Source organism: Kitasatospora sp. NPDC048194 (genome assembly GCF_043202455.1).
GTDB lineage: Bacteria > Actinomycetota > Actinomycetes > Streptomycetales > Streptomycetaceae > Kitasatospora.
Genome location: NZ_JBIDAK010000023.1, coordinates 17,944 through 39,685, shown reverse-complemented (window position 1 = coordinate 39,685; position 21,742 = coordinate 17,944). Strand labels below are relative to the sequence as shown.

The window sequence follows — 21,742 nt, the reverse complement described above, 5'->3', positions numbered from 1 at the left end:
TCTCGCTCACTGGGAACCCTCCTGGCCACGGGCCTTGCGGCGGGTCACGGCGTTGTCCGTGGCGCCGGTGATGGCCGAGATGATCTCTTCCTGGTTGGTGTAGCGCTTGTCGAAGACACCGTTGTTGCGGCCGAGGCGCAGCACCGCGACGGTGTCCGCGACGGCCATCACGTCCGCCATGTTGTGGCTGATGAGGATCACGCCGTGGTCCTGCTCGCGCAGCCGCTCGACCAGGTCGAGCACCTGGGCGGTCTGCTCGACGCCCAGGGCGGCGGTCGGCTCGTCCAGCATCACGACCTTGGGCGAGCCGATCAGCGCACGGGCGATCGCGACGACCTGGCGCTGGCCGCCGGAGAGCGAGGCGACCGGGATGCGCACGCTGGGGATGCGGATGGAGAGGGTGTCCAGGAGCGTCCGGGAGCGCTTCTCCATCGCGACCTCGTCGAGGACGCCGAAGCGCCGGATCTCGCGGCCGAGGAAGAGGTTTCCGACCACGTCGAGGTTGTCGCACAGCGCGAGGTCCTGGTAGACGGTGGCGATGCCCAACTGCTGGGCGTCCTGCGGGCGGTGGATGGTCACCGGCCGTCCCTGCCACTCGATGACGCCCTCGTCGGGCTGGTGCACCCCGGCGATGGACTTGACCAGGGTGGACTTCCCGGCGCCGTTGTCGCCGACCAGGGCCAGCACCTCGCCGGCGTGCACCTCCAGTTCGATGCCGGTGAGCGCCTGGACGGCGCCGAACCGTTTGGAGACCCCGCGCAGGGCCAGTACGGTCTCACCTGCCACAGTGACCAACTCCCTTGCCCCGCCTCCGTCGTGGAGGCGGGGCCACTCGTCTCGGGGTGCCGTCGGACCAGCGGTGGTCGGCGATTCCCGCCGGTCGCGCGGCGCGAATCGCCGGACCCGTCTACTGGAGGCCGGCGGTCTTGCAGGCGGCGGCGTAGTCCGGCGTGCAGATCTGCTCGACGGTGTAGAGGCCGTCCTGGACCACGGTGGTCTTGATGTTGTCCTTGTTGACGACGATCGGGGTGATCAGGTCGGCCGGCACCTTGTTGCCGCTGCCGTTGGTCACGGACGTCGGGGCGAGGTTGCCGAGCGGCTTGCCGGCGGCCAGCGCGACGGCCATCTGGGCGGCGGCGTCGGTCTCCGGCTTGAACGGCTTGTAGATCGTCATGGTCTGGGTGCCGGCCACGATCCGCTGGATGCCGTCGAGCTGGGCGTCCTGGCCGGTCAGCGGGACGCTCAGGCCGGACGCCTTCAGGGCGGTGGCGACACCGGCGGCCATGCCGTCGTTGGCGGAGTAGGCGCCGACGACGTTGCTCCCGCCGATCGCGGTGATCGCGGCGGCGGCCTCCTGGTTGGCCGTGTTCGGGTCCCACTGCGGGGTGTCGTACTCCTTGCCGACCTTCAGCTTGCCGTCGATCGCGCTGTGCGCACCGGCCTTGAAGTCGGCCGCGTTGGGGTCGGTGGGCGAGCCGTTGATCATGAAGATCTGACCGGCGTTGGCCTTGTCGCCCACCGCGGCCACCAGGGCCTGCCCCTGGAGTTCGCCGACCTTGTGGTTGTCGAAGGAGACGTAGGCGTCGGCCGGCCCCTGGGCCAGGCGGTCGTAGGCGACGACCTTGACGCCCGCGGCGTGGGCCTTCTGGACGGAGGACTGGATCGACTTGGCGTCCACCGCGTCCAGGATCAGCACCTTGTCGCCCTTGGTGAGGGCGGTGTCCACCTGGGTCTGCTGGAGGGTCGCGTCCTGGTTGGCGTTGTAGTAGTCGATCTGGGCGTCCGGGGCCAGCTGCTTGATCCGCTGCTCGATCAGCGGCCGGTCGAACTGCTCGTAGCGGGTGGTCTTGCTCTCCGGGAGGAGCAGGCCGATCCGGACGGCCCCCACGGCGACCGTGCCGCTCGCGCTCCCGCCGCCCCCGGCGCTCGCACCGCCCGACGAACCGCCGCTGGAGGACGACTGCTTGGCGCTGCCGCAGGACGCCGCGCCGAGGCCGAGGGAAACCACTGCCGCCACCGCGAGGACGCGGCGAAGCCCGTTGCTCATGAGGATGCCTCTCCGGTTGAGTCCACCCCCTCTCCACAGAGTCTGGGAAACTCCGGGCCGGACCACGATCCGGATGCGCCGAACGGGCGCGGCTGGACGCCCCACCGGGTGACCGTCTACATTTCTGTAGACGTCGGAGGCGTACGGCATCACCCCCCGGACAGCCGTGCGCCTCCGACGGCCCGTCGGTTCGAGCCGTCGGTTCGGGCGGTCGTTTCTCGGCCTGCCGGGTCTGACGGTCGCGTCGGGCCGCCGGTTGGGACGGTCGCTCCTCGGGCCGCCGGTTCGGAGCGTTGGCTCGAGCCGCCGGTTGGGTCGGTCGGGTCCACCCGCCGGTCGGGACCGCCTGCTCCGAACCCTCGGGCTCGGCGCCGCCGGGCCTCCCGTTCGGCGCCCCGCCCGTCGCCGTGCCTCCGCGGACTACCGCCGCTCGTCGATCACCCGCTTGATCTTCCCGACCGAGCGCTCCAGCGTGTAGGGCTCCACCACCTCGGCCGCGACCGTCACCCCCACCCCGTCCTTCACCGCCCGGACGATCGCCTCCCGCGCCGCCTCCCGCTGCCCGGCGGGCGCCTCCGGGCGCGCCTCGACGCACACCGTGAGGTGGTCCAGCCGCCCCTGCCGGGTCAGCCGCAGCTGGAAGTGCGGGGCGACGCCCGGGGTGCGCAGCAGGATCTCCTCGATCTGGGTCGGGAAGAGGTTCACCCCGCGCAGGATGATCATGTCGTCACTGCGGCCGGTGACCTTCTCCATCCGCCGGAAGGACGGCCGGGCGGTGCCGGGCAGCAGCCGGCTCAGGTCGCGGGTCCGGTAGCGGATGACCGGCAGGGCCTCCTTGGTCAGCGAGGTGAAGACCAGTTCGCCGCCCTCGCCGTCCGGCAGCACCCGGTCGGTGAACGGGTCGACCACCTCCGGGTAGAAGTGGTCCTCCCAGATGTGCAGCCCGTCCTTGGTCTCCACGCACTCCTGGGCGATGCCGGGGCCCACCACCTCGGAGAGTCCGTAGATGTCGACGGCGTGCAGATCGAGCCGGTCCTCGATCTCGCGCCGCATCTCCTCCGTCCAGGGCTCGGCGCCGAAGATGCCGACCCTCACCGAGCTGGCGCGCGGGTCGACGCCCTGCTTCTCGAACTCGTCCAGCAGGGTCAGCAGGTAGGAGGGGGTGACCATGATGATCTCGGGCCGGAAGTCCTGGATCAGCTGGACCTGTCGGGCGGTCATGCCGCCGGAGGCCGGGATGACGGTGCAGCCGGCCCGCTCGGCGCCGTAGTGCGCGCCGAGGCCTCCGGTGAACAGCCCGTACCCGTAGGCGACGTGCACCTTGTGGCCGGGGCGGCCGCCGGCCGCGCGGATCGAGCGGGCGACGACGTCGGCCCACATGGACAGGTCGTTCTCGGTGTAGCCGACCACGGTCGGGCGTCCGGTGGTGCCGCTGGAGGCGTGGATCCGGCGGACCCGTTCCATCGGGACGGCGAACATGCCGAAGGGGTAGCCCTCGCGCAGGTCGGCCTTGGTGGTGAAGGGGAAGCGGGCGAGGTCGTCCAGGCTGCGGCAGTCCTCGGGGCGCACGCCCGCCGCGTCGAACTTGCGGCGGTAGAGCTCGACGTTGTCGTAGGCGTGCCGCAGGGTGGCCCGGAGCCGGTCGAGCTGGTGGGCGCGCAGTTCGTCGACGCCCATCCGCTCTCCGGCGTCCAGGAGTGCGGGCTCGATCGGCTCCCCCAGGCGTCGGCGCGGTTCGGGTGCGCTGCCGGTCATCGTCGCTCCTTCGCAGGTCGGCCGATCGAGCGAGCCCGACCGATCGTTCGGTCAGGGCGCGCCAAGGCCAAGTAATCCAGCAGCCGCACTCGCTGTCAAGAGATCGCACCGGGCTTCCGGAGGGTCCGGTTCCGAGGTCCTCGCGACGCCCCTCGCTCCGCCCGCTTGGCTGGCAAATATGAAAATCATTACGGAAGTTTGACCCATGGACCGCCGCTTCCCGCCCGGACGCGTGGTTCAGTAGTGCGGCTTCTCCCCCGCACCCCGGAGTGATCACCTTGGCCTCGACCCCCGCGCTGGTCAGCGCGCTGCGCGAACTCGGCGACCGGCCCGCCGTCGTCGCCGGCGGGCGCACGGTCAGCGGCATGGGCCTGCTGCTCGGCGTCTCCCCGCCGGGCGGCCTGCCCCGGGCCCTCGCCGAACGCGTCGCCGAGCACGCCGCGCTGCCGCCCTCCGCCGCCCGGGCCGCCGAACAGCGGCTGCGGCACTGGGCGGGCGTCCTCGGCCCGCCGCCGGTCCGGCACACCGTGCTGCACCCCGGCACCGACCTCGCCCTGGAACTCGCCCTGGCCACCCTGCTGGCCGGCGGCACCGTGCACTGCGCCGACCCCGACCAGCCCGCCGACGAACTCCTCGCCGCCCTCGCCGCCAACCGCACCACCCACCTCAGCCTGCCCTCCGCCCTGCTCTGGCGGCTCAGCCGGCAACCCGGCCTCGCCGACCACGACCTCCGCGCGCTGCGGCTGGTCCTGCACGTCGGCCCCGAGCCCCGCCAGGACGACGTGTACGCCGCCATCGAGGCACTCGGCGCCGTCCTCGCCCACGTGCGCGCCCCGCACAGCCAGGCCGAGGCCGCCGACCGCCGGCTGCGCGCCGACGCGCAGGCCGCCACCGCCGCCGCCTGGAAGCACAGCATCGGCGTCACCGCGGACCAGGTCACCGCCTTCGGCGCCCACCTCGACCGGGCCGTGCTCACCACGCTGCTGCACGCCCTCCAGCAGGTTGGTGTGCTCATCGGCCCCGGCCCCGGCCGCTCCGAGCCCGAGATCCTCGCCACCGCCATGGTCGTCCCCGCCCAGCGCCCCCGGGTCGGCCGCTGGCTGGCCGCCCTCGCCCGGCACGGCCTGATCACCCACCAGGACGGCGGAGCCCAGGGCCCGCTCTTCCACGGCGCGCCCGAACTCACCACCGCCGACGTCCGGGACGTCTGGCGCCCGGCCGTCGAGGCCTGGGCCGACGGCCTCGGCCCGGCCGCCGGTCTGGACCGGACCCGACGGGCCGCGCTGCGACTGCCCCGGCTGATCACCGGCGAGGAGGCGCCCCGCCCCGCCACCCCACCCGTGCGCTGGGCCGCCTCCCGCGGCTACCTCGGTGCCGCCGTCGGCGCACTGGTCCGCGGCACCGCCGAAGCCCACGGCGGGCCCGAGCCGCTGCGGGTGCTCGAACTCGACCGCGACGGCACCGAGACCACCGTCGCCCGGGCCCTGACCGCCCGTCCCCGGCCGAACGCCGAGCACCACTTCACCCCCGACGGCGGCCGTTACGACGTCGTGGTCGCCACTGCGACCCGCGGGCCCGAGGAGGAGGTCGCGGCGCTCGCCGGGCTCCTCGCACCCGGCGGCCGGCTGCTGCTGCTCGCGCCCACCGACGAGCAGCTCGACCTGCTGATCACCGGCGACACCTACGGCCCGGCCGCCCACCCGGCCGAGCACTGGCGGGCCGCACTCACCGCGGCCGGCTGCCCGACCGTGCTCACCCTGCCGGAGGACGGCCACCCGATGGGGCTGCTGGGGCAGCGGCTGTTCGCGGCCCGGGTGGACTGACGGCCGGGCTGGACCGACGGCTGCGCGGTTCGACGGCTGCTTGGTTGGCGGCTATGTGGTTCGACGCCCCGGCCGGTTCGACGCCCCGGCCGCGACGGACGGCCAGGGGCCATGACGGACAGCCACGGCTACGATCGGCCCATGGCCGCTTCCGTGCGCTCCATCCGCTCCCGGGCCTCGCTGGGCTCGATCGCCTCCATCGGCTCCATCGGCTCGCTGCTGTCGATCGGCTCGGTCGGCTCCGTGCTGTCCGTCGGCTCGGTCGGCAGCGTGCTGTCCATCGGCTCGGCCGGTTCGGTGTTCAGCGCCCTCTCGGCGTGCTCCTGGCTGAGCGTCGGCTCGCTGCTGTCGGTCCGCGCCCGCTGGTCGGTGCGCGGCCACCGCCCGGGCGGCGCCGGGGTGGCGGGCCGTCCGTGACGGAGCGCTGGGGCGGGCGACGGGTGCCCGCGGCCGTCCTCAGCCGCCCCGGGAGCCCCGGGCGCCCGCCCGCGTCCGCTCGCCCGTGAGCGACCCGTGAAACCCGGTCACGCGCCACCACCCGGTCCGTACCATTTCGATACCGAAGCCCGGATGAGCTGCGGGAATCCTCGCCGAGCGGGGCGGTCCCCGGGTAGGCTCCGGCATGTCCTCCGGGCCCTCCCGCGGGCGGCCTCCGCGCCGCCCGCACCGCGTTCCGGGGGCACCACGACCCCGCGGACCTTTCGGTGGGCTCCGCGCACTCGACACCGCGCGCCAGGGCAGTCGCGCGAACGGCGAAGGGCATCGCATTGGCGGATCGGCTCACCGGAGGAGACTCCTCGCTGCTTCGGCGGATCAACGCGGCGGTCACGCTTCGGGCGCTGCGGGCCGGCCACTCCGTGACCCTGACTCAGCTCGTCGGCGAGACCGGCCTGTCCCGGCCGACCGTCGAGGGTGTCATCGAGGGCCTGGTCGAGACCGGACTGGTGGCGGAGGTCGAACAGCCCCGGGAGGACGGCCAGCCGGGCACCGGCCGCCGCGGCCGTCCGGCCCGCTGGTTCCGGTTCCGCGCCGAGGCCGGGCACATCCTCGGCATCGAGGTCGGCGTGCACGACATCCGGGTCATCCTGGCCGACCTCGCCGGCGAGGTGGTGGGCAGTCACTTCAAGCCGGTCGACGAGACCCTGGAGGCCGAGGACCGGCTCTCCGCCGTCCGCACCGCCGTCGCCGAGGTGCTGCGCAAGGCCGGGATCTCCCGGGACAACCTGTGGGCGGTCGGCATCGGCACCCCCGGCATCGTGGACCGCGAGGGCACGATCCGGCTCGGCACCGCGATGCCCGGCTGGACCGGCCTGGACCTGGGCGCCCGGCTGCGCCGCTCGTTCCGCTGTCCCGTCCTGATCGAGAACGACGCCAACCTCGCGGCCATCGCCGAGCACTGGCAGGGCTCGGCCGTCGGCGCCGACGACGTGGTCTTCGTGATGGCGGGCCTGAGCCCCGGCGCCGGCTCGCTGATCAACGGGCGGCTGCACCGCGGTCACGGCGGCGCGGCCGGCGAGATCGGCGCCCTGCACCTGCTCGGCCAGGAGGTCACCCCGGAGCGGCTGCTCTCCACCACCGGCAAGCCGCTCAACCCGCTGGACGAGGCGGCCGTCGCCCGCGTGCTGCGGCTGGCCCGGGAGGGCGACGAGGTGGCCAAGGTCGCCATGGACCGCTTCCTCACCCGCCTGGTACAGGGCGTGGCCGCGCTGGTGCTGGCCATCGACCCGCAGCTGGTGGTGATCGGCGGCTGGGCGGCCGGGCTGGACGGGGTGCTGGAGCCGCTGCGCGAGCGGCTGGCCCAGTTCACCCTCCGCGCCCCGGAGGTGGCGCTGGCGGCGCTGGGCTCGGAGGTCGTCGCGATGGGCGCGCTGCGGGTCGCCCTCGACCACGTCGAGGACCAGCTCTTCGCGGTCGACCCGCCCCGGATCTGACCGGCGGGCCGGAGCCGTCCCCACGGCCCGGCCCTCCCTCAGCCGACAGCACCGGCCCGGACGCCACTTGGGCATCCGGGCCGGTGCTCGAGGGTTTCGGGAAAGGCCTCGGGTTTCAGGAAAGGCCTCGGGTGTCGAAACGGCTTCAGGAGGCGGTGCGGACCTCGGCCCCCGCGCCGACCGGGGTGACCTCGACCAGGCCGGCCTCGCCGAAGGTGAGCTTGCAGGTGTCCGCCCGGTAGGTGGAGACGGAGAGCGCCACCAGCCGGCCCGCGGAGGCGTAGTGGGTGGTCAGCACCAGCACCGGGGTGCCCGGCGGCCGCTCCAGCAGCTGGGCCTCCTCGGCCTCCGCGACACCCAGCTCGACGGCGCGGGACTCGCCGTCCACCTCCAGGCGCTCCAGCTGGCGCAGCACCGAACGGGCGCGGTCGCTCTCGGCCCGGAAACCGGGCAGGTGCGGCAGCGCGGACGCCGGAACGTGCAGCGACTCGACCGCCATCGCGCGGCCCTCGACCATGCGGACCCGGCGGACGGTGTGCACGGTGGCGCCCTCGGCGACCCCCAGCGCCTTGGCCAGCTGCGCGGAGGCGGCGGCGGTGGTGCAGTCGACGGTGCGCCAGGCCTGGCTGCGCCCGGCGCCGGGCCAGCCCTCCTCCTGCCGGTTCACCGGGACGCCGACCCGCGGGGCGGCGATCAGCGTGCCGATCCCCCGGCGGCGCACCAGGCGGCCCTCCAGCTCCAGCTGGTCGAGCGCCTGGCGCAGCGTGGCCCGGGCCACACCGAAGCGGGCGGCGAGCTCGCGCTCGTTCGGCAGGACCTGGCCGGTGGAGAACTCCGAGTCGATGGTCCTCAGCAGCACCGTGCGCAGGTGCCAGTACTTCGGTTCCGGCACCGGCGAAAGCTGTCCCGTCGTTCCCACCGTGTCCTCCACCCTGCTGTGCGTCCGCCCTGACAAGGAGGGCGGATCCCGGGCCCGCTGCCCGCTGTTGCGGCAGGTGGGAGAGCGGGCCTTTATCCGTCCTTCTTTATTAAAGGTCCTTGCAGTAAGCGACCCTAGGTGCTGTCTCGGGAGATGGTCAAGACCAATGACGTCGCTTGGTGCGACTGTCACGGGGATTCATGTCGCGTTCACGACAGCCGCTCTCGACAGCCGTCGGCGACACGCGTTCGCGAGGCCCGTCCGCGGCTTCCGTTCGCGACACCCGTCGACGACCACTGCTCACCACGGTTCGTCCGCCGGCCGTCCGCCACCGGCCGGAGCGCGTCACGCTTCGGGCCCGACCGGACCAGTCGGTAGGCTGCCCGGGTGATCGTGGTGACGAGTGTGAACGTGAACGGAATCCGGGCGGCGGCCAGGAAGGGCTTCGTCGAATGGCTGGCCGGAACGGAGGCGGCCGTGATCTGCCTCCAGGAGGTGCGCTCCGAGCCCGGCCAACTGCCCGTCGAACTGCGCGACCTGGACGGTTGGCACGCGGTCTGGACCCCCTCCGCCGCCAAGGGCCGGGCCGGCGTCGCCATCCTCTCCCGCCGGCAGCCCGAGCGCACCGCGATCGGATTCGGGTCGGCGGAATTCGACAATTCGGGCAGATACGTCGAAATCGACCTCCCCGGACTGACCGTGGCCAGCCTTTACCTCCCGTCCGGCGAAGTGGGCACCGAACGCCAGGACGAGAAGGAGCGCTTCATGGCGGAATTCCTCGTCCACCTCACCGCGCTGCGCGCCCGCGCCGCCGCCGAGGGGCGCGAAGTCCTGGTCTGCGGCGACTGGAACATCGCCCACCGCCCCGAGGACCTCAAGAACTGGCGGGCCAACCAGAAGTCCGCCGGCTTCCTCCCCGAGGAACGCGCCTGGCTCTCCCGCGTCTACGACGAGGCCGGCTACGTCGACGTCGTCCGGGCCCTCCACCCCGACCGCACCGGCCCCTACTCCTGGTGGTCCTACCGCGGCCGCGCCTTCGACAACGACTCCGGCTGGCGCATCGACCTCCAGGTCGCCACCCCGGGCCTCGCCGCCAAGGCCGTCGAGGCCTACGTCGAGCGGGCCGACACCCACACCGAGCGCTGGTCGGACCACGCGCCGGTCACGGTGGCCTACGACCACGAGGTCTGAGCCGGCGGGCGTTCCCTGGGGGGCTCGTTCCCTGGCAGGCGTCCCGGAGGGGGGGGGGGGCGGGGGGCGGGGCGGCGGCCCCCCCCCCCCCCGCGCCCGCCCCCCCCCCGGGGGGCGGGGGCGGGCCGGGGGCGGCGGGGGGGGGGGGGGGGGGGGCGCGCGCCCCCCCCCCCGCCCCCGGTCCGTCTCCGGCCCCTGTAGCGGGGGCCGGAGACGGACGGTGAGGTCCGGGAGGTCAGCGGGCGGTGGAGGAGTACGGCAGGAGGGCCATCTCGCGGGCGTTCTTGATCGCGCGGGCCATCGCCCGTTGCTGCTGGACGGTGAGGCGGGTGACGCGACGGCTGCGGATCTTGCCGCGGTCGGAGATGAACTTCCGCAGCAGGGTGGTGTCCTTGTAGTCGATGTAGGTGATGCCCGCCTCGAGGAGGGGGTTCGGGCGGGGCTTGGCCGGACGTCCGGCACCTTGGCGCTTGGCCATCTGGGTTCTCCGATCGGCGAATTGGGAAGGCCAGAGGGGGTCAGGAAACGGGGTCGAGCAGCTCCTCGAAGGCGTCCGGGAGGGTCTTCCACCCGGGCTCCCCGGCGGCGAGTTCCGCGTCGGTGAGCAGGCAGGAGTCGAGGAGTTCGGTGAGGCCGTGGGCGTCCAGGCCTTCGGCGGTGAAGCTGAGCCGCTGGACGCGGTCGCCGTGGGCGGGGTGCCAGTCGAGGGCGGCGGCGGCCGTGCGGGCGGGCGGGTAGAGGTCCCAGGCGGCGTCGGGCACGGAGGCCAGCCACGGCCCGCACTCCTCGACCGCGAGGTTGGCCCCGGCGGCGTCCCAGGCGAGCATCTGGTCGGGGCGGTTGGCCAGCCAGAACCGGCCGCGGCTGCGCTGGGCGGCGGGGACGAGCAGCTCCAGCGCCTCGTAGAACCGGGTCGGGTGCAGCGGGCGGCGGCGCTCCCACACCAGGGTGGCGACGCCCGCCTCCTCGCGCTCCTGCGGCAGCAGGGCCAGCGCCGGATCGACCCGGTCCCGGGCGGCGGCGACGTCGAAGCCGCCGAGCGCCGCGCGGATCAGCTCGCCCGTACCCAGTCGCACGGTGCGGGCGGTGGGGTGCAGTTGGCGCAGCATGGCGAGGCCGGACCGGCGTTCGGGGGTGTCGTCCTCGCGCCCGGCGCGCGGAACGGCCAGGACGGTGGCGTACTCGACCTGGTGGGCGAGCGTCTCGGCACGGGTGCGGGTGTCGTCGGGCGCGGTGTGCAGGCCGTGTTCGGCCAGGTCGTCCGGGACGGACAGGTCACCGGTGACCCGCAGCGGGTCCACCGCCGTGACGACACCGGCGAGTTCGACCACCTCGTGCATGCGGCGGCCGTCGACCTCGCCGCCCGCGATCAGCTCGGCGGCCGGGTGCGGATCGCTGCCGCCCCACAGTTCGACGACGGCGAGCCCGTACTGCCCGGCGTCCGCGATCCGCGCCAGTTCCGGCAGCAGGTCCTCGCGGAGCGCGCAGCACGGGCAGTCGTTGGTCAGGGGGATCTCGGCGTGCCCGAACCGGCTTCGCGCATCGCGCAGTTCGCGGCGCACGATGCCGCGGGGGGCGTCGCCCAGGTCGTGGTGGAGGACGACGGCACCGGCGCGGCCGTTCAGCAACTCGTCAACGGCTCGGCGGCGTTGGCCCCCGTGGAGGCCGGCGACCACGACGACCGGGAGTCTGGCGTTCTCGGGCACGGGGGCCTCCTCTGCTGGCAGTGGGTAGGCGTGCGGGGGTCCGGGGCCAAGGGCCGGCGCGCCGGGCGCCGGGCACCGGGCGCCGGGCACCGGACACCGGGCGCCGGGCACCGGGCACCGGGCACCGGGCGACCGCACAGGACGGGCGTTGGGCTCCGTCTGCTCCCCGAACACTAACGCAGATGAAAATGGATTTCATGTTGCTATAGTCGGTCGTCGATCCGAGGAGGACTCATGGCACGCAACGAACTGCGCCCGATCATCAAGCTCCGCTCCACCGCGGGCACCGGCTACACCTACGTGACCCGCAAGAACCGCCGCAACGACCCGGACCGCCTGGTCCTGCGCAAGTACGACCCGGTCGCGCGGCGGCACGTCGACTTCCGCGAGGAGCGCTGACCTCCGCCGCCCCACGGCCCCACCCACCACCGACCACCCACCACCACCCACCACCGACGCGACTGACAGGAGCACCCCCATGAAGCCCGGCATCCACCCCGAGTACCGGCCCGTCGTCTTCCGCGACAACGCCGGCGGCCTCGCCTTCCTCACCCGGTCGACCGCCACCAGCAGCAAGACCGTCGAGTGGGAGGACGGCAACACCTACCCCGTCATCGACGTCGAGATCTCCTCGGCCAGCCACCCCTTCTACACCGGCAAGTCCCGCGTCCTGGACACCGCCGGCCGGGTCGAGCGCTTCGAGCGCCGCTACGGCATCACCAGCCGCAAGGCCGGCTCGTGACCGGGCCCTCCGCGCCCTCCACGCCCGAGCGGCTTCCCGTCACCGTTCTGTCCGGCTTCCTGGGCGCGGGCAAAGACCACCCTGCTCAACCACCTCCTCAACAACCGGGAGGGCCTGCGGGTCGCGGTCATCGTCAACGACATGAGCGAGATCAACATCGACGCGTCCCTGGTCCGCGACGGGGGCGCGCTGTCGCGGACCGAGGAGCGGCTGGTCGAGATGACCAACGGCTGCATCTGCTGCACCCTGCGCGACGACCTCCTCGAGGAGGTCGACCGGCTGGCCCGCGCCGGCCGCTTCGACTACCTGCTCATCGAGTCGAGCGGCATCTCCGAGCCCATGCCGGTCGCGGCCACCTTCTCCTTCGCCCGCGACGACGGCGCCACACTCGGCGACCTCGCCCGGCTGGACACCATGGTCACCGTGGTGGACGCCGTCAACTTCCTGCCCGAGCTGCGTGCCGGGGACGAACTCGTCGAGCGCGGCCTGGACCAGTACGAGGACGACGAGCGCACCATCAGCGACCTGCTCATGGACCAGGTCGAGTTCGCGGACGTGCTCGTCCTCAACAAGACCGACCTGGTCACCGCCGAGGAGGCCGACCGGCTGGCGGCCACGCTCAGCCGGCTGAACCCGGCCGCCCGGATCGTCCGGTCCGCCTTCGGTGCCGTCCCGGCCGCCGAGCTCCTCGGCACCGGCCGCTTCGACGTCGCCCGCGCCCAGGAGGCGCCCGGCTGGGTCGCGGAGCTCAACGGCGACCACGTGCCCGAGACCGAGGAGTACGGGATCTCCAGCCTGGTCTACCGGTCGGACCGGCCGTTCCACCCGGAGCGGCTCTGGGACCTCGTCAGCAGCCGCCTCGACAGCGGCGAGTTCGGGGCCGTGCTGCGCTCGAAGGGCTTCTTCCGGCTCGCCTCGCGCCCGTCCGTCACCGGCCTCTGGTCGCAGGCCGGCTCGGTGGCTCGCTTCGAGCCCTCCGGCGTGCACACCGCCGCCCAGCCGCTGGACGCCTCGGACACCCTCTCCCACGGACAGGAGCTGGTCTTCATCGGGACCGGGCTGCGCGCGGACGCGTTGCGCGCCGCGCTCGACGCCTGCCTGCTGACGGCGGACGAGGCGGCGGCCGGAGCGTGCGCCCGGGCGGCGTACCGCGATCCGTTCCCGGCCTGGGAGGCGTACTGCCCGGTCGACGCCGGACACCCGGGGCACGACGGATACAGCGCGCACGACGGGCACGGCACGCACAACGGATACAGCGCGCACGACGGGCACGGTACGCACGACGGGCACGGTACGCACGACGGGCACGACGCACCCGGCGACCACGCCTCGAGCTCGCCGCTTGCCGATCCGACTGCCGAGCTCGCGGCTCAGCCGGTGTGACGGCGGGCGGTGCCGGCCGGGCGCGCGCTGACGGAGGTCAGCGCGCGCCGTGCAGGTGAGCGTCGATCAGGGCGAAGGTGGCCTCCGGCTGTTCGATCTGCGGGAGGTGGCCGGCCTCGGCGACGAGCTCGAAGCGTCCGTTGCCGAAGGCGGCCGCGTAGGCCGCTCCGTAGGCCGGTGTGGCGATGCGGTCGCTCTCGCCCCAGAGCACGAGGGCGGGCACCTCGACGCGCGGGAGCCTCTGCAGCAGCCGGGGATCGTGCATGTACGGGTCGGCCGCGAGGACGCGCATGGTGGCGAGGTTGGCCTGCTGGGCGGCGACCTGGTCCGCGGGGAGGTCGGCGGGGTCGACGTAGAAGCGGTCGGGGTCGTGCCAGGAGTGTTCGGCCGCGGAGCGGGGGTCGAGGGTGAAGAAGTCGGTGAGCGGCTCGCCCTCGATCCGCACGCCGACGGCGTTGATCAGGACGAGGCCGGTGACGATCCCGGCCGCGTCGAGCACGGCCATCTCGGCCGCCGTCCAGCCGCCCAGCGAGGAGCCGATGACCAGGACGTCCTCCAGGCCCCGCTGGTGCAGCATGCGCAGGTAGCAGAGCGCGAGGTCGTCGACGCCGGTCAGCCAGTCGGGGCGGGGAGTGCCGTTCCAGCCGGGGTGGGTCGGCGCGATGGTGTGCGCGCTGCGGGAGAGGTGCTCGGCCAGGCCCGCGACCGTGCGCGGGCCCCCGCCGCCGTGCAGCAGCAGGACCGGCCTGCCCCGGCCGGCCTCGGAGACGGTGAGGGGCAGGTTGCCGTACACGGCCGTGGTCTCGTGGAGAGTCATGGCTCCACGGTAACTAAATATCTTTACTTAAGCTAGCTTGGTTACCGTTCGAACTCGGCCTAGACTCGGCGCATGCATGGTGAGCTGCAGGTCCTCGGACGAGCGGTCAAGCAGGCGCAGTACCGGCAGCACCGGGCGCTCGACACCGCCCTGACCGCCGTCGGCACGACGCTGGCCCAGTGGGACGCGCTGCGCGCGATCGACCGCTCGCCCGGCGCGTCGGCCCGCACGCTCGCCGCGGCGACCTTCCAGAGCGAGCAGGCCTTCGGCGCACTGGCCGGCCGCCTCTCGGCCCAGGGGCTGATCGAGCGCCGGCCGGGGCACGGGCGGCGGATCGAGCACCACCTCACCCCGGCCGGCGAGCAGGTCCTCGCCGCCGGGCACCGGATCGCCGACGAGGTGCTCGCCGACTGCTTCGCACCCCTGCCGCCCGAGGACCGCGCGGCCCTGCTCGACCTGCTCCAGCGCCTCGCCGGCGAGGCGGAGAGCCGCACCTGAGCGTCGGCGCGCGCCTCGCCCGTCCGATGCACGCACCGCCCGTGCGCCGCCGCCGGGTCGGCGCCGTCGCCGGGTCGGCCCTCGAGCGGCGGGCCGGCGCCGCACCGGGCGCCCCGCGCCCGGCCGGGCGCGGGGGCACACAGTGTCAACACCCGGTGCACTGGTGGAAAAAGCCCGCCGCTGCCGCGCTCCTACCGTGGGACCACCCATCCGCCGACGACGCACCCGGGAGCTCCCATGAGCCGGTCCGACCACCCCCGCACCACCGGCAGCAGCCAGCCGCTGCTGCACCAGAAGGGCCAGGAGATCCAGGAGTTCGGCACCGTGAGCCAACTGCCGCTCGGCCTGACCCGCGACGCCCGCCTCTACGCCTGCCAGCGGCTCAACCAGGTGCTCGCGGACACCCGGATCCTGTACTCCCTCTACAAGAAGCACCACTGGCTGGTGCGCGGGGCGACCTTCTACCAACTGCACCTGCTGCTGGACAAGCACGCGGACGAGCAGCTGGCGCTGGTGGACGCCCTCGCCGAGCGGCTCCAGGGGCTGGGCGGGGTCGCCGTCGGCGACCCGCGGCACGTCGCGGAGCTCGCCTCGATCCCGCGCCCGCCGGACGGCGTCGAGGAGGTCCCGGCGATGCTGTCACGGCTGCTGTCGGCGCACGAGGCCGTCCTGGTGGACGCCCGGGACGCCGCGGCCAGGGTGGCGGCGCTCGGTGACGACGGGACGAACGACCTGCTGGTGTCGCAGGTCGTCCGCACGGGCGAGGCGCAGGTGTGGTTCCTCGCCGAGCACCTGGTGGACACGCCGCTGGTGCGACTGTGATCCGCCCGGTCCACCCGCGTCCCGCGCCGCCGCGATGACCGGCCGCACCGCGGCGTCGTCCGCGCCGTGAGGCGCGACCCCGCGGTGCTCCGGGCGGCTGAGCGTGCCCGGTCCGGGCCGGCGGGGTCCCGGACGGCGGCCGGGGGCGGTCGCCGGCCCGGGCGCGGCATACTTGATCACCATCTAGTTGAATGATAAATTAAATGCCGCCCCAGGCCCCCGCCCGCAGCCCGACAGCAGGAGGAACGATGACGACCACCATCGCGGACAACCCCGACCGGTCGCGGTTCGAGATCACCGAGGACGGGGAGCTCGCCGGCTTCGCCGAGTACCACCGGTACGAGAACGAGATCGCCTTCATCCACACCGAGACCGACCCCGCGTTCGCCGGGCGCGGCCTCGCGGGCGCCCTGGCCCGGGCCGCCCTGGACACCGCCCGGAAGCAGGGCCTCGCGGTGCTCCCCTACTGCCCGTTCATCCGCGGCTGGATCGGCAAGCACCCCGAGTACGTCGACCTGGTCCCCGAGGCGCAGCGCACCCGCTTCGGCCTGTGACCACCGGTGTCGGCCGCCGACACCACCGGCACGGCGGCCGCACCACCTCGCTGCCCGACCGCGGCGCAATGTCGACACGTACCGAGTAACTCCTCTGTCGTGCAAGGGAGTTCCTCCGCGATCAGCTCGAACACGCGGCCCGCGCTGTTCACTGGCGGACACCGGGCCCGCCCACGCTGCACCGGATCCGGTCGGGCCGTGCGGAGCAGGAGGGTCGCGCCGAGCGCGTGTCCGAGGCGATCGAGATGTGCGAGACGTATGAGACGTACGAGGCGTCCGGACTGGGTGGCCGGGCCCTCCGCACACAACCCGCCCGGCGCGGTCATACCCGGCAGGTATCAATCCTCGGGAAGGGTATTGGACGCGTCGGAGCGCCGTGCCGAGACTCGACACATGATCGTCATCACCGCTCCCACCGGCCAGATCGGCAGCCGACTGCTGGACCTCCTCCTCGACGGGACCGGCCCGCACCGCGAGGAACTGCGCGTCATCGTCCGCGACCCCGGGAAGCTCCCGGAGGCGGTCCGCGCCCGTGTCGACGTCGTCACCGGATCGCACGGCGACGCGCAGGTCGTCGACCGGGCCTTCGCGGGCGCGGACGCCGTCTTCTGGCTGGTGCCCCCGAACCGGCGGGCACCGAGCCTGGCCGCCGTCTACTCCGAGTTCACCCGGGCCGCCGCGAAGGCCTTCACCGCCCACGGAGTGGGCCACGTCGTCGGCGTCTCGGCGCTCGGCCGGGGCACCCCAGCCGCCGACCGCGCCGGGCACGTGACGGCCTCGCTGGCCATGGACGACCTCATCGCGCGTACCGGCGTGGCCTACCGGGCGCTCGCCAACCCGAGCTTCATGGACAACCTGCTGGGGCAGGCGGCCTCGATCCGCGACGACGGCGTGTTCACCGACCTCGTCGCCGCCGACCGCAAGGCGCCGGTGGCCGCCACCCGGGACATCGCCGCGGCCGCCGCCGGCCTGCTGCTCGACCGCTCGTGGACGGGGACGGGCGAGGTCCCGGTGCTGGGCCCCGAGGACCTCTCGCCGAACGACCTGGCGGCCGTCATGTCCGAGGTGCTCGGCCGTCCGGTCCGCTACGAGCGGCAGACGCCCGACGCTTTCCGTTCGGCGCTGGCCGCGCAGGGCACCACGGACACGGTGGTGCAGGGCTACCTGGACATGATGCGTGCCAAGGACGACGGTCTCGACTCCGGTGTTCGGCGCACGTCGCTGACCGCGAGCCCGACGACCTTCCGCGAGTGGTGCGAGCAGGTCCTCAGGCCGGCGGTCGCGCGGCAGCCCTCTGCGGGTTGAGCGGGTCCGCGCGCTGAGGGCGCGCCGCCCGCCACCCCCTCAGCGCGTCGGCCCGCCGCTCCCCCAGCCCTTCAGCACGTCAGCCCGTCCGCCGGAGCGAGCCCGCCCCGGCGGCGGGGCCCCGGCTGCTGCGGAAGGTGGCGCGATACCCCTTCGGGGAGATGCCGACCACGCGCTTGAAGCGCTCGCGAAAGGCGGTCGGGGAGCCGAAGCCGGTCTGGCCCGCGATGCGGCTGATCGTGTGGTCGGTGTTCTCCAGCAGGAACTGCGCCTGCCGTACGCGGGCCCGCAGCAGCCACTGCAGCGGCGTGGTGCCGGTCTGCTCGCGGAACCGGCGGCTGAAGGTGCGCCCGGCCATGCCGCTGCGACGGGCCAGCAGGCCGAGCGTGAGCGGCTCGGCGAGGTGCTCCTCCATCCAGGCGAGCACCGGTTCCAGGGTCGAGCCCCGGGGGACGGCCGGCCGGGGGCGAACGATGAACTGCGCCTGGCCGCCCTCGCGCTCCAGCGGTGTGACGGCCAGGCGGGCCGCGTCGGAGGCCACCGCGGAGCCGAAGTCACGGCGGATCATGTGCAGGCACAGGTCGAGCCCGGCCGAGGCGCCGGCCGACGTCAGCAGGTGGCCGTTGTCGACGTACAGCACGTCGGGACGCACCTCGACCGCGGGGAATCGCCGGGACAGTTCGGCGGCGGCGGCCCAGTGGGTGGTCGCGGGCAGGCCGTCGAGCAGCCCCGTCGCGGCGAGATCGAAGGCCCCGGCACAGAGGGAGGCGATCCTGGCGCCCCGGGCCGCCGTCCGGCGCAGGAGCGCCAGCACCTCCTCGTCCGGCGCGGGCGCGCCCTCCGCCCGCCCGGGCACGATCACCGTGTCGGCGTCCGCCAGGCCGTCCAGCCCCCAGGGAGCGGCGATCGTGAAGCCCTCGGCCGGGACGTGCGGGACCGGTCCGCACACCCTCACCCGGTAGGCGGGGCGCCCGTCGGGCAGCCGGACCCTCCCGAAGACCTCCAGGGGCGTGGCCAGATCGAACGGGATGACCCGGTCGAGTGCCAGGACCGCGACGGTGTGCACGTGTGACTCCTCGGTTCCAGCCGGTTGTTCAGCCGCACCCACTCTCCCAAGGACCACCGGTGGAGCGAGCCTCCTGGCGAGAATCAGCGGATCCCCGGCACTTTCACCGCTGTTCGGTGCGGCGGCACGGTTCATAGCCTCGCGACATCGACATCGACATCGACGTCGGCACCTCCACCGACAGCAACTCCGAATGCGAGGAAGGACCCACCGTGAACGACACGAGCGAGGGCACGTCCGCCACCACCCGCCGCACGGTGCTGCGGCGCGGTGCGGGGATCGCCGCCGGCCTGGCATCCACCCTCTCCGTCACGGCGTTCACCGCGCCCGGCGCCGAGGGGGGCCGCCCCGCGCAGGGAGCCGGCGACGCGTCAGGGACCGGCGGCGCGTCAGGGACCGGCGGCGCGTCAGGGACCGGCGGCGCGTCAGGGACCGGCGGCGCGTCAGGGAGCGGCGCCGCCTCCGGCCGTTCCGGCGGCGGCCTGCCCGCGACCGTGGCCGGGATCCAGGTGCCCGACACCCGACTGGCGCGCGCTGCCGTGGCCTTCGCCCGGCGGGCGTGCCCGGAAACGCTCTTCAACCACCTCATGCGGACCTACCTCTTCGGCGCCCTGCTGTTCGAGCGGCGCGGCGTCCGCTACGACCGGGAGCTGGTGTTCGTCGCCGCGCTCCTCCATGACCTCGGCCTGCTCGAGGAGTTCCGGACGCCCACCGAGCGCTTCGAGGTCGACGGCGCCGACGCGGCGCAGCGGTTCCTGGAGCAGCAGGACGTGGCCGCCCCGCGCGTGGCCGTGGTCTGGGACGCCATCGCCCTGCACACCAGCGTGGGCATCGCGACGCGGAAGAGGCCGGAGATCGCCATGGTCTGCGTCGGCTCCGGGCTCGACTTCACCGGGAACGGCCTGGAGCGGATCCCGCCGGACGCCCTCGCGGAGGTGCTCTCCGCCTTCCCCCGGGCCGGGTTCAAGGAGGCCGCACTCGGCGACATCCTCACGCTGTGCCGCACGAAGCCGATGGCGGAGCTCATGCACCCGTTCGCCGAGGTCGGGCGCCGTCACCTCCCGGACTTCCGCGTGCCGACCGTGGAGGACCTGCTGCTCGCCGCCCCGTTCGAGGACTGACGGGGGCCGCCCGGCGGCTGCGGCCCGGGGGCGCCGCCCGGGGCCGGCGGCCCGGCGGCGCGCCGGAAGAGAAGCGGGGGGAAGGGAACGAGTCTCGCCGACCGGCCCGCCGCTGTCAGTCCGTATGGTTCCGGGTTCTGCGCCGCGCGGCGCGTGGCTACCGTCCCAACCGCTCGACAACCGGGCGGTCCGGACGGGCCGCCGCCACGCGCCTTCAGGAGGTCACGTTGACCGCGCACCACCCCACTCGCAGGAGCGTCCTCAGGTCCGCCGGCGGGCTCGGCGCCGCGCTGGCGCTGGGCGCCGCCGGTTCGTTGGCGTCGGCGAGTCCGGCGGCGGCCGCCGACGACGGCTTCGGCCTGACCATCGTGGACCGCAACGAGAACGATCCGCGGATGCGGTACTACCGCTTCCGGACCTCCGCGATCGGCTGGGACCCCGCCGTGAACGTCCTGCTGCCGGACGACTACCACTGGAGCGGCCGGACCTACCCGGTGCTGTACCTGTTCCACGGCGGCGGCACCGACCAGGACTTCATCACCTTCGACCGGATGGGCGTGCGCGACTGGACCGCCGGGAAGCCGATCATCGTGGTGATGCCGGACGGCGGCCACGCCGGCTGGTACTCCAACCCGGTCAGCTCCAACACGGGCCCGCGCAACTGGGAGGAGTTCCACATCAACCAGCTGCTGCCGTGGGTCGAGGCCAACTTCCGTACCTTCGCCGAGTACGACGGCCGCGCGGTGTCCGGGTTCTCGATGGGCGGGTTCGGCGCGCTGAAGTACGCCGCCAAGTACTACGGCCACTTCGCCTCGGTCAGCGCCCACTCAGGGCCGGCCAGCCTCCGCCGGGACGGCGGCCTGGTGGCGCACTGGGCCAACGCCTCCTCCGCCGCGCTGGACCTGGCCGGCGGGACGGTCTACGGCGCGCCGTTCTGGGACCAGGCGCGGGTCAGCGCAGACAACCCGGTGGAGCGGATCGAGAGCTACCGCAACAAGCGGGTGTTCCTGGTGGCCGGCACCAGCCCCAGCCCGGTCGACTGGTTCAGCAGCGTGAACGAGCCCCAGGTCCTCGCCGGCCAGCGCGAGTTCCGCGCCCTGCTCGACCGGGCCGGCATCCCGCACGACTCGCACGAGGTGGAGGGCGGCCACGTCATCCGGCCAGACCTGATGCGGCTCGACATCGACGGCATCATCGACCGCCTGCGCAAGGCATGAGGGGCGCCCGGATGTCCCGCTCGCTCGCCCGCCGCGCCGCGCGCCTGGGCCTGGCCGCCGTGGCCCTGCTGCTGCCGCTCGCCGCGCCGACCGCCCCCGCCGCGCTCGCCGCCCCTGCCGCGACCACCGGGTTCGCGGCCTCCTGCCCGACCGCCGGGTACATCTCCCAGGGCTACACCCCGGAGCACAACGGCATCGACATCGCCAACGGCTACGGCGAACCGATCTACGCGGTCGGCGACGGCGAGGTGCTGGTCTCGGGACCGGCGCAGGGCTACGGCCAGTGGATCCGCATCCTCCACCCGGACGGCACCATCACCGAGTACGGGCACATGCGCGAGCGGGAGGTGGCCACCGGTGACCACGTCACGGCGGGCCAACTGATCGCGCTGGTCGGCAGCGAGGGCACCTCCGAGGGCCCGCACCTGCACCTGCGGGTCTGGGCCGACCCGAACGCGACCGTGCGGACCGACCCGATCCCCTACCTCGCGGACCGCGGCATCACCATGCCGTGCACGCCGGGAACCGGCCCGCGCCCCGCCCCGCTGGTGTATCCGGCGCAGTCGGGCCGGGTGGTGTCGGCGCGTTCGGCGGACGGACGGCTGGAGGTGTTCGCGGCCGGGCCCAACGGCGTCTCGCACGCCTGGCAGACCGCCGTCAGCGGAGCCTGGTCCGACTGGGAGACCCTCGGCGGCCCCGCCGGAGCCCAACTCGCCATCGGCCCCGACCAGGACGGCCGCCTCGAGGTGTTCGCCATCAACGGCACCACCTTCCAGCACCGCTACCAACTCCAGCCCTCCGGCGCCTGGTCGAACTGGGAGACCTTCGGCGGCGGCGGCCACTCC

Annotated in this window: 21 protein-coding genes and 1 pseudogene; 14 read left to right on the top strand and 8 right to left on the bottom strand. The window is 73.8% G+C overall.

The window, feature by feature from the left end:
• Nucleotides 1–6: 6 nt before the first annotated feature.
• From ACGF07_RS25060 to paaK, 3 genes are all read right to left on the bottom strand, one after another.
• Nucleotides 7–786, bottom strand: coding sequence for an ATP-binding cassette domain-containing protein (locus ACGF07_RS25060; RefSeq protein ID WP_392902166.1), 780 nt, complete (start codon nucleotides 784–786; stop codon nucleotides 7–9).
• 121 nt (nucleotides 787–907) lie between these two features.
• Entirely contained in the window at nucleotides 908–2,047 is a 1,140-nt protein-coding gene (locus tag ACGF07_RS25055; protein WP_392902164.1) for a sugar ABC transporter substrate-binding protein, read from the bottom strand.
• 420 nt (nucleotides 2,048–2,467) lie between these two features.
• Nucleotides 2,468–3,802, bottom strand: coding sequence for a phenylacetate--CoA ligase PaaK (paaK, locus tag ACGF07_RS25050; RefSeq protein ID WP_392902162.1), 1,335 nt, complete (start codon nucleotides 3,800–3,802; stop codon nucleotides 2,468–2,470).
• 278 nt (nucleotides 3,803–4,080) lie between these two features.
• Here paaK and ACGF07_RS25045 point away from each other — a divergent pair, with 278 nt between their 5' ends.
• The 3 genes from ACGF07_RS25045 to ACGF07_RS25035 all read left to right on the top strand — a co-directional run bounded on the left by ACGF07_RS25045 (nucleotide 4,081) and on the right by ACGF07_RS25035 (nucleotide 7,556).
• Nucleotides 4,081–5,625 carry a hypothetical protein gene (locus ACGF07_RS25045; RefSeq protein ID WP_392902160.1) on the top strand — a complete coding sequence of 515 codons (1,545 nt, stop codon included), beginning with the start codon at nucleotides 4,081–4,083 and terminating at the stop codon, nucleotides 5,623–5,625.
• 141 nt (nucleotides 5,626–5,766) lie between these two features.
• Entirely contained in the window at nucleotides 5,767–6,042 is a 276-nt protein-coding gene (locus tag ACGF07_RS25040; RefSeq protein ID WP_350746255.1) for a hypothetical protein, read from the top strand.
• Between the two features lie 350 nt (nucleotides 6,043–6,392).
• Nucleotides 6,393–7,556 (top strand): ROK family protein, encoded by a 1,164-nt coding sequence (locus ACGF07_RS25035; RefSeq protein ID WP_350746253.1) that lies wholly within the window; start codon nucleotides 6,393–6,395, stop codon nucleotides 7,554–7,556.
• Nucleotides 7,557–7,701: 145 nt separating this feature from the next.
• Here ACGF07_RS25035 and ACGF07_RS25030 read toward each other — a convergent pair whose 3' ends face one another.
• The gene (locus tag ACGF07_RS25030) at nucleotides 7,702–8,475 is read right to left on the bottom strand and encodes a GntR family transcriptional regulator (RefSeq protein WP_392902158.1); all 774 of its coding nucleotides are present in this window, start codon (nucleotides 8,473–8,475) and stop codon (nucleotides 7,702–7,704) included.
• 396 nt (nucleotides 8,476–8,871) lie between these two features.
• On the opposite strand from ACGF07_RS25030, the gene ACGF07_RS25025 reads away from it, so the two are divergent.
• The gene (locus tag ACGF07_RS25025; RefSeq protein WP_392902227.1) at nucleotides 8,872–9,666 is read left to right on the top strand and encodes an exodeoxyribonuclease III; all 795 of its coding nucleotides are present in this window, start codon (nucleotides 8,872–8,874) and stop codon (nucleotides 9,664–9,666) included.
• A 235-nt stretch (nucleotides 9,667–9,901) separates the two neighbouring features.
• On the opposite strand, the gene rpsR is transcribed toward ACGF07_RS25025, so the two are convergent.
• Nucleotides 9,902–10,144 carry a 30S ribosomal protein S18 gene (rpsR, locus tag ACGF07_RS25020; RefSeq protein WP_392902156.1) on the bottom strand — a complete coding sequence of 81 codons (243 nt, stop codon included), beginning with the start codon at nucleotides 10,142–10,144 and terminating at the stop codon, nucleotides 9,902–9,904.
• Between the two features lie 40 nt (nucleotides 10,145–10,184).
• The gene (locus tag ACGF07_RS25015; RefSeq protein ID WP_392902154.1) at nucleotides 10,185–11,372 is read right to left on the bottom strand and encodes a CobW family GTP-binding protein; all 1,188 of its coding nucleotides are present in this window, start codon (nucleotides 11,370–11,372) and stop codon (nucleotides 10,185–10,187) included.
• Between the two features lie 234 nt (nucleotides 11,373–11,606).
• Here ACGF07_RS25015 and rpmG point away from each other — a divergent pair, with 234 nt between their 5' ends.
• The 3 genes and pseudogenes from rpmG to ACGF07_RS25000 all read left to right on the top strand — a co-directional run.
• Nucleotides 11,607–11,771: a 50S ribosomal protein L33 gene (gene rpmG, locus ACGF07_RS25010; protein WP_350741047.1), complete on the top strand. Its 165-nt coding sequence runs from the start codon at nucleotides 11,607–11,609 to the stop codon at nucleotides 11,769–11,771.
• 79 nt (nucleotides 11,772–11,850) lie between these two features.
• Nucleotides 11,851–12,114, top strand: coding sequence for a type B 50S ribosomal protein L31 (locus ACGF07_RS25005; protein ID WP_392902152.1), 264 nt, complete (start codon nucleotides 11,851–11,853; stop codon nucleotides 12,112–12,114).
• Nucleotides 12,111–13,308 (top strand): annotated as a pseudogene (locus ACGF07_RS25000) (GTP-binding protein); the annotation flags it as partial. The gene ACGF07_RS25005 and the pseudogene ACGF07_RS25000, both read left to right, overlap by 4 nt.
• 226 nt (nucleotides 13,309–13,534) lie before the next feature.
• Here ACGF07_RS25000 and ACGF07_RS24995 read toward each other — a convergent pair.
• Nucleotides 13,535–14,314, bottom strand: a complete 780-nt coding sequence (locus ACGF07_RS24995; RefSeq protein ID WP_392902151.1) for an alpha/beta fold hydrolase — start codon at nucleotides 14,312–14,314, stop codon at nucleotides 13,535–13,537.
• Nucleotides 14,315–14,386: 72 nt separating this feature from the next.
• Here ACGF07_RS24995 and ACGF07_RS24990 point away from each other — a divergent pair, with 72 nt between their 5' ends.
• From ACGF07_RS24990 to ACGF07_RS24975, 4 genes are all read left to right on the top strand, one after another.
• Entirely contained in the window at nucleotides 14,387–14,812 is a 426-nt protein-coding gene (locus ACGF07_RS24990; protein ID WP_392902149.1) for a MarR family winged helix-turn-helix transcriptional regulator, read from the top strand.
• Between the two features lie 237 nt (nucleotides 14,813–15,049).
• Nucleotides 15,050–15,634 (top strand): Dps family protein, encoded by a 585-nt coding sequence (locus ACGF07_RS24985; protein WP_392902147.1) that lies wholly within the window; start codon nucleotides 15,050–15,052, stop codon nucleotides 15,632–15,634.
• A gap of 248 nt (nucleotides 15,635–15,882) precedes the next feature.
• The gene (locus tag ACGF07_RS24980) at nucleotides 15,883–16,188 is read left to right on the top strand and encodes a GNAT family N-acetyltransferase (RefSeq protein WP_392902145.1); all 306 of its coding nucleotides are present in this window, start codon (nucleotides 15,883–15,885) and stop codon (nucleotides 16,186–16,188) included.
• Nucleotides 16,189–16,581: 393 nt separating this feature from the next.
• Nucleotides 16,582–17,493, top strand: coding sequence for an NAD(P)H-binding protein (locus tag ACGF07_RS24975; protein ID WP_392902143.1), 912 nt, complete (start codon nucleotides 16,582–16,584; stop codon nucleotides 17,491–17,493).
• Nucleotides 17,494–17,572: 79 nt separating this feature from the next.
• Here ACGF07_RS24975 and ACGF07_RS24970 read toward each other — a convergent pair whose 3' ends face one another.
• The gene (locus ACGF07_RS24970) at nucleotides 17,573–18,559 is read right to left on the bottom strand and encodes a GlxA family transcriptional regulator (RefSeq protein WP_392902141.1); all 987 of its coding nucleotides are present in this window, start codon (nucleotides 18,557–18,559) and stop codon (nucleotides 17,573–17,575) included.
• A gap of 212 nt (nucleotides 18,560–18,771) precedes the next feature.
• On the opposite strand from ACGF07_RS24970, the gene ACGF07_RS24965 reads away from it, so the two are divergent.
• From ACGF07_RS24965 to ACGF07_RS24955, 3 genes are all read left to right on the top strand, one after another.
• Nucleotides 18,772–19,680, top strand: a complete 909-nt coding sequence (locus ACGF07_RS24965) for an HD domain-containing protein (RefSeq protein WP_392902139.1) — start codon at nucleotides 18,772–18,774, stop codon at nucleotides 19,678–19,680.
• A 227-nt stretch (nucleotides 19,681–19,907) separates the two neighbouring features.
• The gene (locus ACGF07_RS24960; RefSeq protein ID WP_350741028.1) at nucleotides 19,908–20,897 is read left to right on the top strand and encodes an esterase family protein; all 990 of its coding nucleotides are present in this window, start codon (nucleotides 19,908–19,910) and stop codon (nucleotides 20,895–20,897) included.
• Between the two features lie 11 nt (nucleotides 20,898–20,908).
• On the top strand, nucleotides 20,909–21,742 hold an 834-nt coding region (locus tag ACGF07_RS24955), incomplete at its 3' end, for a peptidoglycan DD-metalloendopeptidase family protein (RefSeq protein ID WP_392902137.1).

Excerpts from the sequence above, each read along its gene's own strand:
- ACGF07_RS25055 (WP_392902164.1), bottom strand. The coding sequence starts at position 2,047 with ATGAGCAACGGGCTTCGCCGCGTCCTCGCGGTGGCGGCAGTGGTTTCC.
- paaK (WP_392902162.1), bottom strand. The coding sequence starts at position 3,802 with ATGACCGGCAGCGCACCCGAACCGCGCCGACGCCTGGGGGAGCCGATC.
- ACGF07_RS25040 (WP_350746255.1), top strand. The coding sequence starts at position 5,767 with ATGGCCGCTTCCGTGCGCTCCATCCGCTCCCGGGCCTCGCTGGGCTCG.
- rpsR (WP_392902156.1), bottom strand. The coding sequence starts at position 10,144 with ATGGCCAAGCGCCAAGGTGCCGGACGTCCGGCCAAGCCCCGCCCGAAC.
- rpmG (WP_350741047.1), top strand. The coding sequence starts at position 11,607 with ATGGCACGCAACGAACTGCGCCCGATCATCAAGCTCCGCTCCACCGCG.
- ACGF07_RS25005 (WP_392902152.1), top strand. The coding sequence starts at position 11,851 with ATGAAGCCCGGCATCCACCCCGAGTACCGGCCCGTCGTCTTCCGCGAC.
- ACGF07_RS24995 (WP_392902151.1), bottom strand. The coding sequence starts at position 14,314 with ATGACTCTCCACGAGACCACGGCCGTGTACGGCAACCTGCCCCTCACC.
- ACGF07_RS24990 (WP_392902149.1), top strand. The coding sequence starts at position 14,387 with ATGCATGGTGAGCTGCAGGTCCTCGGACGAGCGGTCAAGCAGGCGCAG.
- ACGF07_RS24985 (WP_392902147.1), top strand. The coding sequence starts at position 15,050 with ATGAGCCGGTCCGACCACCCCCGCACCACCGGCAGCAGCCAGCCGCTG.
- ACGF07_RS24980 (WP_392902145.1), top strand. The coding sequence starts at position 15,883 with ATGACGACCACCATCGCGGACAACCCCGACCGGTCGCGGTTCGAGATC.
- ACGF07_RS24975 (WP_392902143.1), top strand. The coding sequence starts at position 16,582 with ATGATCGTCATCACCGCTCCCACCGGCCAGATCGGCAGCCGACTGCTG.